At 56.5% G+C, this 16,006-nt stretch carries 18 protein-coding genes; 6 read left to right on the top strand and 12 right to left on the bottom strand.

The features are described 5' to 3' along the window. Nucleotides 1-94 precede the first annotated feature (94 nt). Nucleotides 95-1,213, top strand: a complete 1,119-nt coding sequence (gene ald, locus K3729_02765; protein UWQ99738.1) for an alanine dehydrogenase — start codon at nucleotides 95-97, stop codon at nucleotides 1,211-1,213. Between the two features lie 55 nt (nucleotides 1,214-1,268). On the opposite strand, the gene mscL is transcribed toward ald, so the two are convergent. Further along, the gene (mscL, locus tag K3729_02760; GenBank protein UWQ99737.1) at nucleotides 1,269-1,682 is read right to left on the bottom strand and encodes a large conductance mechanosensitive channel protein MscL; all 414 of its coding nucleotides are present in this window, start codon (nucleotides 1,680-1,682) and stop codon (nucleotides 1,269-1,271) included. A gap of 157 nt (nucleotides 1,683-1,839) precedes the next feature. Between mscL and K3729_02755 the strand changes: the two genes are divergently transcribed. Beyond that, nucleotides 1,840-2,538 (top strand): glutathione S-transferase N-terminal domain-containing protein, encoded by a 699-nt coding sequence (locus K3729_02755; protein ID UWQ99736.1) that lies wholly within the window; start codon nucleotides 1,840-1,842, stop codon nucleotides 2,536-2,538. On the opposite strand, the gene K3729_02750 is transcribed toward K3729_02755, so the two are convergent. The 7 genes from K3729_02750 to speB form a co-directional block, all read right to left on the bottom strand. Further along, nucleotides 2,535-2,978, bottom strand: coding sequence for a YtoQ family protein (locus tag K3729_02750; GenBank protein ID UWQ99735.1), 444 nt, complete (start codon nucleotides 2,976-2,978; stop codon nucleotides 2,535-2,537). The genes K3729_02755 and K3729_02750 overlap by 4 nt on opposite strands. Nucleotides 2,979-3,049: 71 nt before the next feature. Beyond that, nucleotides 3,050-5,443 (bottom strand): phenylalanine--tRNA ligase subunit beta, encoded by a 2,394-nt coding sequence (gene pheT, locus K3729_02745; GenBank protein ID UWQ99734.1) that lies wholly within the window; start codon nucleotides 5,441-5,443, stop codon nucleotides 3,050-3,052. A 69-nt stretch (nucleotides 5,444-5,512) separates the two neighbouring features. After that, nucleotides 5,513-6,328, bottom strand: coding sequence for a polyhydroxybutyrate depolymerase (locus tag K3729_02740; protein ID UWQ99733.1), 816 nt, complete (start codon nucleotides 6,326-6,328; stop codon nucleotides 5,513-5,515). Nucleotides 6,329-6,478: 150 nt separating this feature from the next. Continuing rightward, nucleotides 6,479-6,904, bottom strand: coding sequence for an ASCH domain-containing protein (locus K3729_02735; protein ID UWQ99732.1), 426 nt, complete (start codon nucleotides 6,902-6,904; stop codon nucleotides 6,479-6,481). After that, nucleotides 6,897-7,187 carry a YrhK family protein gene (locus K3729_02730; protein ID UWQ99731.1) on the bottom strand — a complete coding sequence of 97 codons (291 nt, stop codon included), beginning with the start codon at nucleotides 7,185-7,187 and terminating at the stop codon, nucleotides 6,897-6,899. Before K3729_02730 ends, K3729_02735 begins: the two co-directional genes overlap by 8 nt. Before the next feature lie 447 nt (nucleotides 7,188-7,634). Next, a complete protein-coding gene (gene pheS, locus K3729_02725; GenBank protein ID UWQ99730.1) occupies nucleotides 7,635-8,708 on the bottom strand; it encodes a phenylalanine--tRNA ligase subunit alpha in 1,074 nt (357 codons plus the stop codon). Nucleotides 8,709-8,885: 177 nt separating this feature from the next. Beyond that, nucleotides 8,886-9,839 carry an agmatinase gene (speB, locus tag K3729_02720; GenBank protein ID UWQ99729.1) on the bottom strand — a complete coding sequence of 318 codons (954 nt, stop codon included), beginning with the start codon at nucleotides 9,837-9,839 and terminating at the stop codon, nucleotides 8,886-8,888. Nucleotides 9,840-10,099: 260 nt separating this feature from the next. Here speB and K3729_02715 point away from each other — a divergent pair, with 260 nt between their 5' ends. Further along, nucleotides 10,100-10,741 (top strand): hypothetical protein, encoded by a 642-nt coding sequence (locus K3729_02715; GenBank protein ID UWQ99728.1) that lies wholly within the window; start codon nucleotides 10,100-10,102, stop codon nucleotides 10,739-10,741. A gap of 56 nt (nucleotides 10,742-10,797) precedes the next feature. Here K3729_02715 and rplT read toward each other — a convergent pair whose 3' ends face one another. The 4 genes from rplT to pyk form a co-directional block, all read right to left on the bottom strand. Continuing rightward, nucleotides 10,798-11,160, bottom strand: coding sequence for a 50S ribosomal protein L20 (gene rplT, locus K3729_02710; GenBank protein ID UWQ99727.1), 363 nt, complete (start codon nucleotides 11,158-11,160; stop codon nucleotides 10,798-10,800). Nucleotides 11,161-11,177: 17 nt separating this feature from the next. Beyond that, entirely contained in the window at nucleotides 11,178-11,378 is a 201-nt protein-coding gene (rpmI, locus tag K3729_02705; GenBank protein UWQ99726.1) for a 50S ribosomal protein L35, read from the bottom strand. Between the two features lie 140 nt (nucleotides 11,379-11,518). Continuing rightward, entirely contained in the window at nucleotides 11,519-11,743 is a 225-nt protein-coding gene (locus K3729_02700; GenBank protein UWQ99725.1) for a hypothetical protein, read from the bottom strand. A 35-nt stretch (nucleotides 11,744-11,778) separates the two neighbouring features. Next, the gene (gene pyk / locus K3729_02695) at nucleotides 11,779-13,227 is read right to left on the bottom strand and encodes a pyruvate kinase (GenBank protein ID UWQ99724.1); all 1,449 of its coding nucleotides are present in this window, start codon (nucleotides 13,225-13,227) and stop codon (nucleotides 11,779-11,781) included. A gap of 124 nt (nucleotides 13,228-13,351) precedes the next feature. Here pyk and K3729_02690 point away from each other — a divergent pair, with 124 nt between their 5' ends. The 3 genes from K3729_02690 (at nucleotide 13,352) to K3729_02680 (ending at nucleotide 15,997) form a co-directional block, all read left to right on the top strand. Continuing rightward, complete coding sequence (locus K3729_02690) at nucleotides 13,352-14,089, top strand: N-formylglutamate amidohydrolase (GenBank protein UWQ99723.1); 738 nt, start codon at nucleotides 13,352-13,354, stop codon at nucleotides 14,087-14,089. 12 nt (nucleotides 14,090-14,101) lie between these two features. After that, nucleotides 14,102-14,401 (top strand): DUF1244 domain-containing protein, encoded by a 300-nt coding sequence (locus tag K3729_02685; GenBank protein ID UWQ99722.1) that lies wholly within the window; start codon nucleotides 14,102-14,104, stop codon nucleotides 14,399-14,401. Between the two features lie 168 nt (nucleotides 14,402-14,569). Further along, nucleotides 14,570-15,997 carry a hypothetical protein gene (locus K3729_02680; protein UWQ99721.1) on the top strand — a complete coding sequence of 476 codons (1,428 nt, stop codon included), beginning with the start codon at nucleotides 14,570-14,572 and terminating at the stop codon, nucleotides 15,995-15,997. Nucleotides 15,998-16,006 lie beyond the last annotated feature (9 nt).

The following is a 16,006-nucleotide window of genomic DNA, read 5'->3' as shown; positions in this document are numbered from 1 at the left end:
CCTACGAATGGTTTCGCTAACAAGCAACGGTATTCCACAAGCATTTGCAACCGGAGCGGCAGACTATCGGGCGATAGGGAGAAGGAGAATCACCATGCACATCGGTTGCCCCAAAGAGATTAAGCCACAGGAATTCCGCGTTGGCCTGACACCAAACGCCGCCCGCGAAGCCGTAGCCCACGGCCATACCGTCACGATGGAAGCTGGCGCAGGCGTCGGCGCGGGTTTTACCGACGCCGATTACACGGATGCAGGTGCCCAGATGGTTGGCACCGCCGCCGAAGTATTTGCCGCCGCCGACATGATCGTAAAGGTCAAAGAACCCCAAGCGATTGAGCGTAAAATGCTGCGCGAAGGGCAAATCCTGTTCACGTATCTACACCTCGCCCCTGATCCAGAACAGACCCATGACCTGATCGCATCTGGTGCGACGTGCATTGCTTATGAAACGGTGACCGATGATCGCGGCGGCCTGCCTTTGCTGGCCCCGATGTCCGAAGTTGCTGGCCGTCTTGCGCCGCAAGTTGGCGCGTGGACCTTGCAGAAGGCGAACGGCGGGCGCGGTGTTTTGATGGGTGGTGTGCCAGGTGTTGGCCCTGCGAAGGTGGTTGTGATCGGTGGCGGTGTTGTTGGGACGCATGCCGCGAAAATCGCGGCTGGCATGGGGTCTGACGTGACCGTGCTGGATCGGTCCCTGCCCCGTTTGCGGTATCTCGACGATGTGTTTGGTGGCCAGTTCAAGACGTCTTATGCCAGCGCCGGCAACACGATTGAATTGGTCCGCGAGGCTGATCTGGTTGTGGGGGCTGTCCTGATCCCTGGTGCGGCTGCCCCCAAGCTGATTTCACGCGCGCAATTGTCCGAGATGAAACCGGGTGCGGCGCTTGTCGACGTGGCGATTGATCAGGGCGGGTGTTTTGAAACATCAAAAGCCACAACCCACCAAGATCCGATCTACGACGTCGATGGGATCATGCATTATTGCGTCGCCAACATGCCGGGGGCTGTGGCCCGCACGTCTACCATCGCACTTGGGAACGCAACGATGCCGTTCATGTTGGCCTTGGCCGACAAGGGGTGGCGTCAGGCCTGCGAAGACGATCCGCATTTGTTGAACGGTCTGAACGTTCACGCAGGCAAGCTGACGTATTTCGCCGTCGGCAAGGCGTTGGGAATTGATGTGTTGTCGCCGCAGCTTGCTTTGAAAGCCTAAAACGCAAAAGGCCCGCACAATGTGCGGGCCTTTCTCACTTCGCAATGAATGCGAATTACTTCTTCAACTGTACCAGAATGTCGGCCAACAGTTCTTCTTGTGTTGGGCCAGCTGGTGCTGCTGGTGGCTCTTCCACTTCTGGACCTTTGGCTTTGTTCACTGCTTTCACCAGCATGAACACCACAAACGCGATGATCAGGAAGTTGATGATGGCCATGATGAAACGACCGTATGCGAAGACCGCAGCGCCTGCTTCTTCAGCGGCTGTGATGTTTGCAAACTCGCCGTCGCCCAGAATTGCGAACATGCCGCTAAAGTCCAGACCGCCCATAAAGAGGCTGATGATTGGATTGATAAGGTCGGCCACAAGGCTGCCCACGATTGCCGTGAACGCCGCACCGATGATGATACCAACAGCCATGTCCATGACATTGCCTTTGGCGATAAAATCTTTGAATTCGTTGATCATTGTAGTCCCCACATTTCAGTTCCAAACGCGTCTGATCTGATGCCAGCTGCGCGAATACGCACATCTTTACTGCAGTCGTGATAGATTTCCATGGGTTTTATTCAGGGCCATTCCCCCTAAGTTGGGGATAACGTTTTTTCATTTAAGGCTATGTCACATGACATCTCTCGCGAACTTCCCGATCACGACACGTTGGGCCCCAAAAGATTCAAGCCTCATCCAGCTGTATTCCTTTCCGACACCAAACGGCGTGAAGGTATCCATTGCGCTTGAGGAAATGGGTCTTGCATATGAACCACATTTGGTGACGCTGTCTGACAGCGACGTCAAAAGCCCCGAATTCCTGTCGCTGAACCCGAACAACAAAATCCCCGCGATCATTGATCCGAATGGCCCGACAGGCCCGATCGGGTTGTGGGAAAGCGGCGCGATCCTGCTGTATTTGGGTGAAAAGTCCGGCAAGTTCATTGGGACCAACGCTGCCGAAAAAGCAGAGGTCACGAAATGGGTGATGTTCCAGATGGGTGGCCTTGGGCCGATGTTTGGTCAAATGGGATTTTTCTACAAATTCGCAGGTAAAGAAATCGAAGATCCCCGCCCGCGCGAACGCTACCGCGATGAAGCCAAACGGCTGCTGGCCGTGTTGGATGGCGCGCTGGAAGGCAAAGACTGGATCGCCGGTGACTATTCCATCGCAGACATGGCGATCGCGCCTTGGCTGAACGCGTTGAACTTCTACGGAACGCGAGACGCTGTCGGTTTTGACGATCTGAAAAACGTGCCCGCCTATCTGGAACGTTTCATGGCGCGCCCTGCCGTGGGCAAAGCTATGAACATTCCGGCGCGGCCCGTTTAACCCGGAAGCGATCCTGACAGGACGTATTCCAAAATCTGAACCACTTGCTGCGGCGTTTCCACAACGGCTAACGCCGCAGCATCCACTTCCTTCAGCGCATGCTGATGATCCGCGCCGTGCATCACGATCAGTGATTTACCAAGGGCGGCTGCCATGCCAGCGTCAAATGCCGCATTCCACTGTTTGTACTTTTCGCCAAAACGAACGACCACAACATCAGCGGTTTCAATGCCGTGCCGCGTGCGGATCGCGTTTAGCTTGGCGCCTTTGTTGTCGTGCCAGAACTTGTTCGGCTCAGCGCCCATGATCGCAACACCACAATCATCGGATGCGGCATGATCGGTCACAGGGGCTGCAAAGGTCACATCAAGCGCGCCAGCACCCGCAATAATTTCATCGCGCCAATCAGTGTGAATTTCACCGGACAGATAGACTTTCATCGGGACGTTCCCTTTCTTTTGGTCAAAAATACCTCGGGGGTTTGGGGGCTGGCCCCCAATCTGGCGCGGCATTAGCCGCGCAACGTACCGCCCGTGGCTTTCGTCACTTTTTCGACGATCTTGGCAGCAACTGCTTCGATCTCTTTGTCTTTCAGCGTCGTATCAACGGGCTGCAAACGTACGGTCATCGCAAGCGATTTCTTACCTTCGCCCAGTGACCCACCGATGAATTCATCGAAGATACGCACGTCAGTGATCAACGCCTTGTCTGCACCGGTCGCTGCATTGACCAGCGTCAAGGCCTCTAGTTCCGCGTCCACCACAAAGGCAAAGTCGCGCTCGACGGCTTGCAGATCTGTGGCCTTCAAAGCAGGTCGCGCCGGTGATTTCTTCTTCGGCACGGGCACTTGTTCAGGGTAAATCACGAACCCAACGGCCGGACCTTTGATGTCCATTTCGCGCAGGATTTTCGGGTGAATTTCACCGAAGACACCCAGCACTTTCTTTGGCCCCAGACAAATCCGGCCGTGACGACCGGGATGCCACCATCCTTCACCGCCACGCAGGATTTGTACTTTTGCGGGGGCGCCAACGGCGGACAGGATCGCTTCTGCATCTGCTTTCGCGTCGTACACATCAACGTCACGCGCTTCGCCTAGCACGTCCTTCGGACCAGTCCGTCCAATCAGGATGCCAGCCACTTGGGTGTGTTGTTCGCCCGGTTCGCCGCCTTGGAAGGCTGTCCCGACTTCGAACAGCGCCATATCAGCAAAACCGCGCGCTTGGTTGCGCGATGTTGCCCGCAAAAGGCCCGGAAGAAGGCCCGGACGCATGTGCGACATATCGCTGGAAATCGGGTTTTCCAGCATCGTTGCATCGTCACCGCCGCCAAAAAGGCTCGCTGCTTCTTTGTCGATGAAAGAATAGCTGATGCATTCGTTATAGCCCAAAGCCGCAGCAGTACGCCGTGCTGCAGAAGACCGCAGCTGCATCGGTGTCAGCACAGGTTTCGGCACACCAGCCATGCGCGGCAGTGGTTTGCCTTCCAGTTTGGTAAGCGACGCAATCCGTGCGACTTCTTCAACAAGATCAGCTTCGCCCTGCACATCAGGCCGCCATGACGGCACATGCGCCATGTCACCTTCAAGACGGAACCCAAGGGCTGTCAGCGTCTGGCGTTGTGTGCTTTCAGGGATGTCCATTCCAACAAGTGAAATCACCCGTTTGGCGTCCAATTTATACGCACGCGACACGTCCGGCACGGCACCTGCGACGATCATCTCGGACGCTTCACCGCCTGCGTGATCGACGATCATGCGCACCGCGTGTTCCAGACCTTCGGGCGTGAACGCCGGATCAACGCCGCGTTCAAAGCGGTAGCGCGCGTCTGAATTGATCTTCAGCGCACGGCCTGCGTAGGCAATCTGCACCGGATCCCAGTACGCGGATTCGACAAAGACGTTGGTTGTTTCTTCGGTGCAGCCCGTATCAAGACCACCCATGATGCCCGCGATGCTTTCCGCGCCATTGTCATCGGAAATGATCATCTGACCCGCTTGCAACGTGTATTCTTTTTCGTCCAGCGCAGTGATCGTTTCACCGCCAGCCGCACGGTGCACACGCAGATTGCCCGCGACCTTATCGGCATCGAAGACATGCAAAGGGCGGTTCAGATCGTAGGTGAAGAAGTTGGTCACATCGACGAGGAAGGAAATTGGACGCAGTCCAATCGCCCGCAACAGGTCTTGCAACCACGCAGGCGACGGTCCGTTTTTCACGCCTTTGATCAGGCGGCCCGTGAAGACGGGGCAACCGTCCAGCGTGTCGTCCGCGATGGTGACGGACAGATCGGATGTGATCGTCGCGGGCACCACATCGACGTCGCGCGGTTTCATTTTGCCAAGGCCACGTGCCGCCAGATCACGTGCAATCCCGCGTACGCCAAGCGCATCTGGCCGGTTTGGTGTGATGGCGATTTCGATCACAGGGTCAACTTTGGACGGATCGTTCGCTGCCAACCAGTCGGTGTAGCTTTGCCCGACGTCGCCTGATGGCAGTTCAATGATGCCGTCGTGTTCGTCGGACAGCTCCATCTCTTTTTCGGAACACATCATGCCGAAGCTTTCGACGCCACGGATTTTGCCGACGCCGATGGTGATATCAAGGCCCGGAACGTAAGTCCCCGGCGATGCGATCACGACGGTGATCCCTTCGCGCGCATTTGGCGCCCCGCAGATGATCTGTGTTGGCCCGTCTTTGGTTGCGACCTGACAGATTTTCAGCTTGTCCGCGTCGGGGTGTTTTTCCGCGCTTTCAACGTAGCCGATGGTAAAGGCTGACAGCTTTTCAATCGGGTTTTCGATGCCTTCGACTTCGAGCCCGAGGTCGGTCAGCGCCTCTGCGATGTCCGCTACAGAAGCGTCGGTGTCGAGGTGGGATTTTAGCCAAGATAGCGTGAATTTCATGAACGTCGTCCGTGCATCAGATGTGTTGATGCTGTCCTAACCCAAAGCTGTGCTGGGGGGAAGTGCGGGTCACGGATAGGTGGGCGTCCGGTCCAGCAGTTCGTCAAGCTGGCGCCCGATCCAGCCGCGCGGGATCAGGTGGCCGCCTGGGTGGACGTCGAGCGTGACTTTGTTCGGGCCGCAATCCCATGTTGTGCGCGTGAAGGTGCGCCGCTGGGTGATCGCGTAGTCCATTTCGTCGGTCGCGTCCCCGCAGCCGTATTGGTCGCGCCAGAAAATGACAGGGAATGTGGTGTCCCCGTCTGGGCCGTAGGGGAAATCGAGTACGGTGTCGCGCAGCCCGTAGACTTCGCGGAATTCGGTTGGCTGCTGGTCGCAGTGGCCAGAAGACGCGAGCGTCGCGCTGATGCTCATCACCGCCAGCGCCCGATCACCGCTTTCGCAGGCGTAGCGCCATGCCATCAGGCCACCGTAGGAATAGCCCGAGACGTAGATTTGCGAGGTGTTGATGGGATAGCGTTTTGCGGCGTCTTCGAGGGCTGCATTCGCGAAATCAACGTCCGCGCTGCCGGATTGACGGAAGTTCCATGTTTTGTTGATGCCTGTGGGGGCAATGAGCAGGACGCCGCGGCGACGGGTCGCGCCAGATATGCGCCCGTTATAGACTGGTCCCGCCCCTGTCCGCGCCCAACCGTGGAAATGGAGCAAGACGGGCAGCGGTGACACGCCGTCCCATCCGTCCGGTTCTTTGACGTGGTATTCCCGCCCGTCGAGTTCGCAGGCCGTTTGGCCGTGGCACGGGTTGTCGGGCAGGATTGAATCGGGGTTGGTTTGGGCGTTCGCTTGGGTGGAGAACAAGGCGAGGAAAATCAGGATGCGTATCATGTGACTTTTGTAGCTGTGTCGTGGCTGATGTCACATGACGATTTTGTGCGTGGCGCGTGTTGGACGTGCGGGAGCCTCCGGCGGGGATTTGGAAGGACCCAAAGAAGCCGAGGTCTCGCGCGATGATTGCCGTGGTGTGAGACGATGGGGTTAGAGTGCGCGTCCGTCTAGGTCTTCGACGAGTTCGAATTCTTCGAAGATCAGCATCATTTCGGGGTCGTAGCCGCCGTTGCGTTTGAAGAAGGCTTTGTGGTCTTTGCGCCAGCCGACAAGCGCTTCGTTTTCGCCTTCTTTGAGCGCCAGTTCTTCGGGGACGTCGCAGAAGCGGATTTTGTGCACGGCTGTTGTGCGGATCACCAGCGCGGGCGTGGTGTCCCAGTTTGCCGCGATGTCGCAGCGGCCGACGACGGGCATGGCTTCGGGTTCGTCTTCGAAATCGCGGGCCGCCCCGCAGGTGGCGGTCTTTTTGCCTTTGCGGACGAGGTCGATCAGACGCTGGCACATTTCTTTGTTATCGCCGAACTGGAACGTGCCCGCACCCGGATATGTGTCGTTCAGGTCTTCGGTGTCAGCCATTGTTTTCGTCCCTGTTCAGGTTGTCTGCGACGGCGTCGGCCCGCCCTTTTGCGATCATGTGGATTTCGCGCGCGATCCGGATGGTCGGTTTCAGCGCGAAACAGATCGAGCCGATGACGAACAGCCATGTGCCTGTGTAGGTCCATTCGTCGGAAAAGAACATGACGGAGCCGATGATAAACAGGATGGCCGCCGAGAAATCGACGAAGGTGTAGGCGAGTTCGTAGAGCGCGTAGCGGCGGCGTTGATCGGGGTGTTTGTGGTGGGTGTTGTCGAAGAGCATTTGTGGGGCTTTCCGTCAGAGGAGAGTGCGCGGGCCTCGGGGAGGTTAGCTTGGGGCAATGGCCCTGATGTTATGTCAATTGGTCTTCCGCTTCAGAGCATAAAAAACTTCATATGGTTTCAAGCCAAGCTAGGTACACCGAAAACACCTTAAGCAACACCACAAAGCTGACGGCAGCGACGAACAAAAAGATAATCCACCCAACAACAGCGCCAAATCTCCGCTGAAAAAATGACAGCATTTTTCCCGCGAAGCCATCCATGACATATCTGTATACTGACCGTAGCAAAGATTCGCATATAGCCATTGCCAAAAGCGCGAAGAAACACGCGACAATCCCTGTTGGGATTAGATAATACAGTGGCCAATCTAATAGTCCGACGCTGCTAAAATGAAACACATAGTCATCCACAGCAAATGCTAAAGATGACCATATTTCTCTCAGCGTCACCGCGACAGGCCACCATCCAATGTCGGCACGTCCAATGACCGGAAACCGTAGTGTCGCAGCCAGCGCAGGTCGCTGTCGAAGAAGGCGCGGAGGTCGGGGACTCCGTATTTAAGCATCGCGATGCGGTCGATGCCGACGCCGAACGCGAAGCCTTGGTATTCGTTTGGATCGACGCCTGCTGCTGTCAGCACTTTCGGGTGCACCATGCCGGAGCCGAGGATTTCGAGCCAGTCGTCGCCTTCGCCGACTTTCAGTGTTCCGCCTTCCCATGAGCAGCGGATGTCGACCTCTGCGGATGGTTCGGTGAACGGGAAGTGGGAGGCGCGGAAGCGGAGTTCGACGTCGTCGACTTCGAAGAACGCTTTCACGAATTCTTCGAGCACCCATTTCAGGTTCGCCATGGAGATGTCTTTGTCGATGGCGAGGCCTTCGACTTGGTTAAACATCGGCGTGTGGGTTTGGTCGTAGTCGGCGCGGTAAACGCGGCCCGGGCAGATGATGCGGATGGGTGCGCCGTTGGCTTCGAGCGACCGGATTTGCACGGGTGATGTGTGCGTGCGCAGGACGTGCGGCGGGCGGTTATCGCCTTCGGCGCGGTGCGTGTAGAACGTGTCCATCTCGGCGCGCGCAGGGTGGTGACCCGGAATGTTCAGCGCGTCGAAGTTGTACCAATCGGATTCAATCTGCGGGCCTTCGGCCACCGAAAAGCCCATGTCGGCGAAGATCGCGGTGACCTCATCCGTGACCTGTGAAATCGGGTGGATGGTGCCTGCAGGGCGCTGGCGCGAGGGCAGCGTGACGTCGAGCCATTCGGAGCGCAGGCGTTCATCAAGCGCTGCGTCTTGCAGGCCGGATTTCTTGGCGGCGAGCGCAGAGTTGATTTCATTCTTGAGCGCATTCAACGCGGGGCCCGCTGTCTGGCGTTCCTCTGGCGTCATTTTGCCCAGCTCGCGCATCTGCAAGGAAATCTCGCCCTTTTTGCCAAGCGCCTGCACGCGGAGGTCTTCGAGGGTGTTTTCATCGCCAGCATCGGCAATCAGGGTCAGGTATTTGGATTTGAGATCGTCCATGGCGCGCCTCTTGAATGGGTTGATGTGGTGTTAGTGAATGGGGGGATGGGTTGCAAGCGTGGGGGGCGTGTCAATCTCGGGTGAAAATACGCGCGATGCCGTGTTCGAAGAGACGGCAAACGACGCTGGATTGATCGGTGGGGCATCGGTCGACGCCCCTGAGATAACCGTCGGTCACTAGCCCCGTGCGTGGAAGATGAAGCCGAGGAAATTCAACAGGACCTGTGCTGCGAGGATCGCGGTGCTGTCGGTTTGATCGTAGGCGGGGGCGACTTCGACCAGATCAATACCGGCGACATCGTTTCGATTGGCGAGGGCCTGTAGCATTTCGAGCACTTCATAATAGAGGAACCCGCCATGGCTGGGCGTGCCTGTGCCGGGGGCGATGGACGGGCAAAACCCGTCGATGTCGATGGTGACGTAGACGCGGGCGTCCTTGGGGATACGGTTGATCACCTCATCAGCCCCGAGTTTGCGCATTTGCCGGACCGAGATGATGTCGGACCCCATTTTGCGCGCGTCGTCGTAGCCTTCTTTAGCAGTGGACGACACATTGCGGATGCCGACTTGGGTCAGGCCGGTGACATATGACTTTTCCGCCGCGCGGCGCATTGGGTTGCCATGCCCGTTGCGTACGCCATGCCGCACGTCGACAAAATCGAGATGCGCGTCAATTTGCAGGATGTGGATGTCGCCTTGATCCGCGAAGGCATCAATGCAGGGAATGTTGATTGAATGATCACCGCCAATGGTGACGGGCAACGCCCCCGCTTTGAGGATCGCCGCGACCCCCTGTTTGATATTCGTGTGGCTTTTGTCGGTGTCTGTGTGGACGATATCTGCGTCCCCGATATCGACGATACGGACGTCGGACCCGAGATAGGTGGCGTCGTCTTCGTGGTCATACGCCCCGCCGTGACCGAAGCTGAACAGGGTCGACGCCTCGCGCACGGCACGCGGACCAAACCGGGCGCCCGGGCGGAATTGGGTGCCGAAATCGAAAGGGGCGCCAAGAATGGCGACGTCGGCGTCGATGGCAGACCAATTTGAAACGTAAGGCCGCTTGCCGAAGGTCGAGATGCCAACGAAGGGAAGGTTCAAACGACCGGCGTCGTAGTCGTTTTGTGCCATGGTGTGAAATCCTTGCGTTCCGAGTCGCCCCAAAGAAAGCCGTTCAGGCCAGAAACGTCAATTTTTGTTTGAAGTTCGATGCATAGGTGATCACAGTTGGCCTACATAAAGCTTTGATTGGACCCGACGTGCATTCTCTAATTCGTTCACTTACCCCACTGGGATGTCTTACTTTGGCCGCTTGTGGTTCAACAACAGACGTCCCGTCTTTCACGGTAGATAGTCAAACCATTGCGTTTCAAACAAAAAATAATGACCTTGTGCTCCCACTTAACGAAAGATTTGACGCCGGGTCGTTCCTAGGCGCTGCGGAATTGGAGGACGGCGAAGGTCAAATCCTCGCGCTGAGCGAAGGCGATGAGACATTTGCTGCAATCTTATTGACCCGCAATGAAGGCGTCGTGGCAGAAACGTTCTTTGGTCGCACCGCTCAGTTGGGTGCTCTGCCAACGGGGCGCGCAACATTAGAAGGCAGCTACGTCGGGGTTTTTGAGAATTCCGAAAATGACACGTTCAGAAGCTATATCACAGGTACTGCCGTGTTTGACGTGGACCTGGACGCGATGACGATCAGTGGTGAGGTGACAGAGGCGACAACGGATTTGTTCGAGCTTGGTTTGCCATTCGTGCTAGATGAAGACGCTCGAATTAGCTTTCCTGAAAGCACCATTCTCGCAGACGGGACCTTTGGTACAATTGATGAGCAGACCACCGTTAATGAAGAAGACGGTAGAGAGACTATCGAGACAACTGATTACTCTGGTGTGCTAGGCGGTTCGACGGCGGAAGGCGCCGAACTTGTAGGGACCGTCACCCGATCATTTGTTACGACTCGCGCGCAGAACAACGCTAGCATTACAACAACGGGGCAGCAAACTGGCGTTTTCGCCGCTGGTCACTAACGCAAAAGGGCCGCCCAATGGTGGACGGCCCTTTCGTATTCTGATCGACGTTTGACTTAGGCAGCCAGTGCGTCTTTTGCTTTGCCGACGATTGTCGCAAATGCGTCTGGTTCGTTTACGGCCAGGTCAGCCAGAACCTTACGGTCGACTTCGATGCCAGCCAGAACGAGGCCGTTGATGAACTTGGAGTAGTTCAATGTTTCGTCTACCGAACGTACACCAGCGTTGATCCGCTGGATCCACAACGCGCGGAAGTTCCGCTTGCGGTTGTGACGGTCGCGAGTAGCGTATTGGTTCGCTTTGTCGACGGCCTGTTTCGCGACTTTGAAAGTCTTGGAACGACGGTCGTAATAACCTTTGGCAGCGTCGAGAACCTTTTTGTGACGACGATGAGTGACTGTACCACCTTTAACGCGCATATCCTAAATCCCTCTAATTAACGTGCGTAAGGCATCATTGATTTAACGATACCTTCGTCTGCTTTGCTCAAAGTGGTTGTGCCACGAGCGTTACGAAGGAATTTGTTTGTGCGCTTGATCATGCCGTGCTGCTTGCCCGCTTGGGCTGCGACGACACGGCCTGACGCCGTCGTCTTGAACCGCTTTTTGCAGCTCGATTTTGTCTTCATCTTAGGCATTTCCGTCTCCTCTTGAGTTCGGTTGAACGCACGACTCGGCATGCCAGATTGGCCGGTCGCGCGGGTGGAAGCGCTTCTTTAGGTCTGTGTCCTTTGGAAAGCAAGCGATAAGTGGGCAAAACATGCCCACCTGAGGCCATTTAGTTCAGGACTTTGCCGATCACCCGAACGAAGACGTCCGGCAAAGTATCAAAGTTATAGGCGCCGGGCCGTTCGTTGATCGCATAACCGATCATCAAGGCCCCGATCAGCACAACAATTGCAGGCACCCGAGGCGACCGATTGTCGGAAAACGCAGACACGATTGCCGGAATGGACAGCACCGCAATGATGAAGCCCACAACACATAAGACGTCTGAATCCATGCCCGTTTCCTGCGATTGTTTCGCGTTAGGAAACCTTAATCAGCATCTGCTGTGAAAATCAACTTTTCTGCACATGGGGCAACCCGCAAGATGTTCGTCGTACCCGGTGTGTTGAAGGGCACACCAGCTGTTACAACGATCATGTCGGATTCGTCGACCAAGTCTTCAGCCTTTGCCGCACGCACAGCCGCGATCACCGCATCCTTAAACCGGTGAACGTCGCCCGTGACCACGCAGTTGGTGCCCCATGTCAGGCACAAACGCCGCGCGATTTCAGGTGAGCTGGTCATCGCAACGATCGGCACCCGCGGGCGTTCGCGTGCAACCAAGGATGCTGTTGTCCCAGATTGGGAGAAACAGCAGATTGCTTTGACGTCTGTGGTTTCCGCAATTTCACGCGCCGCAGAAACGATCCCGTCGGCCACTGTTTTACCAGTGGAATTGCGGGATGCTTCGATGATGTCGGTGTAGGTTGGGTCAGCTTCGACTTCGGCGGCTACATTGGACATCGTTGTCACGGCTTCAACCGGATAAGACCCAGCCGCAGATTCTGCAGACAACATGATCGCGTCCGTGCCTTCGTAGATCGCGGTTGCGACGTCAGAGACTTCGGCACGTGTCGGCATCGGGCTGTCGATCATGGATTCGAGCATCTGTGTCGCCACGATCACTGGCTTGGCAGCCGCACGGCATTTACGGATCAAGCTTTTCTGGATTGGTGGGACGTTCTGCACAGGCAGTTCAACACCCAGATCGCCACGCGCAACCATGATACCGTCGGACACCGCGAGGATTTCTTCGAACGCCTTCACCGCGTTTGGCTTTTCAATCTTGGACAAGATCGCCGCACGCCCGTTGCACAGTTTGCGGGCTTGTTCGACGTCAGCGGCACGCTGCACGAAGGACAGCGCCAGCCAGTCCACGCCCAATTCGCACACGAATTCGAGGTCTTTCAGATCTTTTGGAGACAGCGCGGCCAATGGCAGTGTCACGTCAGGCACGTTCACGCCTTTACGGTTGGAAATCACGCCGCCAACGATGACTTCGCAGTTCGCGAAAGTCGCGCCGCAGTCTTTGACACGCAGCTTGATCTTACCGTCGTTCACCAGCAGGTGCGCGCCCGGTTCAAGTGCGTCGAAAATTTCAGTGTGCGGCAGCTGTACGCGGGTCAGATCACCCGGCGCGTCATCAAGGTCGAGACGGAAATCTGCGCCCGGCACCAGTTCTTCGCCATCGTCGTTTGCAAACACACCAACACGCAGTTTTGGCCCCTGAAGGTCGGCCAGAATACCGATCGGGCTGTTGAGGTCTTTTTCAACTTGGCGAATGATTTCGTGACGCACTTTGATTTCGGAATGATCACCGTGGGACATATTCAGACGGAACACGTCGGCACCGGCTTCAACCAACTTACGGATCATGTCGTAGTCGTTAGATGCTGGTCCTAGTGTTGCGACGATTTTGACATTGCGGTGACGTCTCATACGGGTGATCCTTATACTTCAACTGCGTGAGGTGCCTTCGTTAGCGATAACACCTTTTGGCGCCCTTATTGCTTATAACCCCGGACGTCACAACTGCACTCAACTCTATTTTGATGAAACACGTATGACTGTTGAATATTTCACCACTCTTGAGCCCAAAAACCCGTCTCGCTGGTTAATTACGAGCGATCACGCGTCAAATCACGTGCCGGAATGGGTGAATGGGGGCGATCTTGGCCTGCCTGCGGCGGACATGGAACGCCACATTGCCTATGATATTGGCGCCGCTGGGGTGACCCACGGGCTTGCAACTGCCCTAGGGGCAACTGCGATTCTATCCAACTTCTCGCGGTTGGTGATTGATCCGAACCGTGGTGAACGTGACCCGACCCTGCTGATGCGTCTTTCCGATGGCACAATCATTCCCGCCAACCATTACGCAGATGCAGTTGAAAAGGAACGTCGGCTTGACCGGTTGCATCGCCCCTATCACGCCGCACTTGCTGATCTGGCTGCTCGGCGCGACGACACGGTGATTTGTTCTGTTCATTCGTTTACGCCACAAATGCGAGGACGCCCGCCGCGCCCGTGGGAGATCGGTGTGCTTTATGCGGATGATGACCGTCTGGCGCGTCCGCTGATTGCCGCCTGTGAAGCGATGGGTTGGTGTGTCGGCGACAACGCCCCCTATGTTGGCTATTTCCCCGACGATGCGATTGATCGTCATGCAACGGCCCACAATCGCCCGAATGTCCTGATCGAATTGCGCAATGATTTGATCGCGGATGCTGCCGGACAGGCCTTGTGGGCTGGCAGGCTCGCCCCGATATTAGACAAAGTTCTGGCCGATACCGGCCTGTGAAAGGATAAGACCATGGACGACCAAACCCGCATCGAGATCGAAGCCGCCGCTTTCCGCCGCCTGCAGAAGCATTTAATGGAAGATCGGCCTGACGCCCAAAACATCGATATGATGAACCTTGCAGGGTTTTGCCGGAATTGCCTGAGCCGCTGGTACCAAGAAGCCGCCAATGAACGCGGTATTGAGATGGACAAAGACGCAGGGCGTGAAGCGTTCTACGGAATGCCGTTTGCCGATTGGCGCGACAAACACCAGACAGACGCGTCCGATGCGGCCAAAGCCGCATTCGCGGAAAGCCATCCAGAGAAGTAATCCGATGCGGAAACAATGCGAGCCATGGCATCGCATTGATCCACAATAAGAAACACCCTCAACCTAACTGCTTGACCATACAGCCTGAACGGGTCCTATTGGGGTCATTATAGCGCTGCACGCCGATCAACGGGTGCAGCGTAAAAGTCATTTCGATGGGGGTCGAATATGGAATTTGTTTTACCAGTACTGATTTTGCTTGGCTTATCGGGCCTTTTGTTTAGCGACAGCGGCAGTTCATCTGCCGGTGACGTCGCAGGCGATAGCGGCTCTAGTGATGACGCGGATCAGCCGGACACACCAACGGCGGCCACGGCCCCAGTCACAAACTTTCTGGATCTGACCGCAGGCGATGACACCGAAGAAGGCACCGAAGGCGACGACCTGATCCGTGCATTCGACGGCGATGATACAGTCACGGGCGGCGCGGGCGATGACCGCGTGTTTTTGGGGGAGGGGAATGATTTCTCTGCCGGAAATAACGAAGGCGATGATCTGACACGTGGTGGTGATGGCGACGATGCGATCATGGACGACGCCGGTGCGGACACGATCTATGGCGATCTTGGCGCAGACCTGATCATGGCGCTTGATGCGGGCACCGGTGAAGATGAAGCCGACACGCTATTCGGCGGCTTCGGCAATGACATCCTGATTGGTGATGAAGGCGACGAGATTTCAGGTGGGGGTGGCAACGACGCCTTTGCCGTGCGGTGGGATAACGAAGGCGAACCCACAACCATCACCGATTATGAGGCCCGCGAACGGATCGAATTGGAAATTCCTGCGATCTTTGACGGCAGCGAACTGACGATCACGCCTGATGAAGCGGGTGAAAATACGTTGATCAACGTAGGCGACCAAACCGCGATTATCCTTGAAGGCGTAACCGACCCCGAAACCGTGAACATCAGCCTATTCGGTCGGGAAATCGTGCAAACCGCCGACGAAGACTCTGATCTTATTGCGGGTACCGATGGCGATGAAACGATTGATACGGGTCTGGGTCAGGACATCGCTTATGGCGGCGCGGGCGACGACACAATCGACGGCGGGCGCGAGACGGATGTGCTGTATGGCGGGTCCGGCGATGACGTGATTGCAGGCAATAGCGGTGACGACCTGATCCGTGGTGGTGCCGGTGATGATCTAATCAAGGCAGGTGCGGGCAACGATATTGTCGTTGATCGCGATGGCAACGACACCGTGCGCGGCGGGTCCGAGAACGATATCGTCGATGTCCGCGATTTGGCCAGCGATGGCGCAGACGAGGTGACGCTCGGCTCTGGCGATGACGCTGTTTTGGCCGACGACGGTGATCTTGTGAAATTGGGTGCAGGTAACGATCTGGCCGTCGTCAGCGTCGAAGACGTGACCGATGATCCCGTGACCATCAAGGATTTCGATCCGGCCGAGGATATCCTGAATATCGCGATGGGTGATGGGACTGGCACGATCACGCTTGGCCCTGTGAACAACGGCGCGGACACGCTTGTGACGGTTGACGGGCAAGAGGTTGCGATCCTCGCACGGATCAGCCTGACAACAGCGACGAACATCAATGTCGTGGCATTGATCCCCGAAGCCACATCCTAATAAATCAAA

Source organism: Rhodobacteraceae bacterium S2214 (assembly GCA_025141675.1).
Taxonomy (GTDB): Bacteria; Pseudomonadota; Alphaproteobacteria; order Rhodobacterales; family Rhodobacteraceae; genus Yoonia.
Note: the sequence above shows the minus strand (reverse complement) of the source record. Positions and strands in the feature narration are given on the sequence as shown.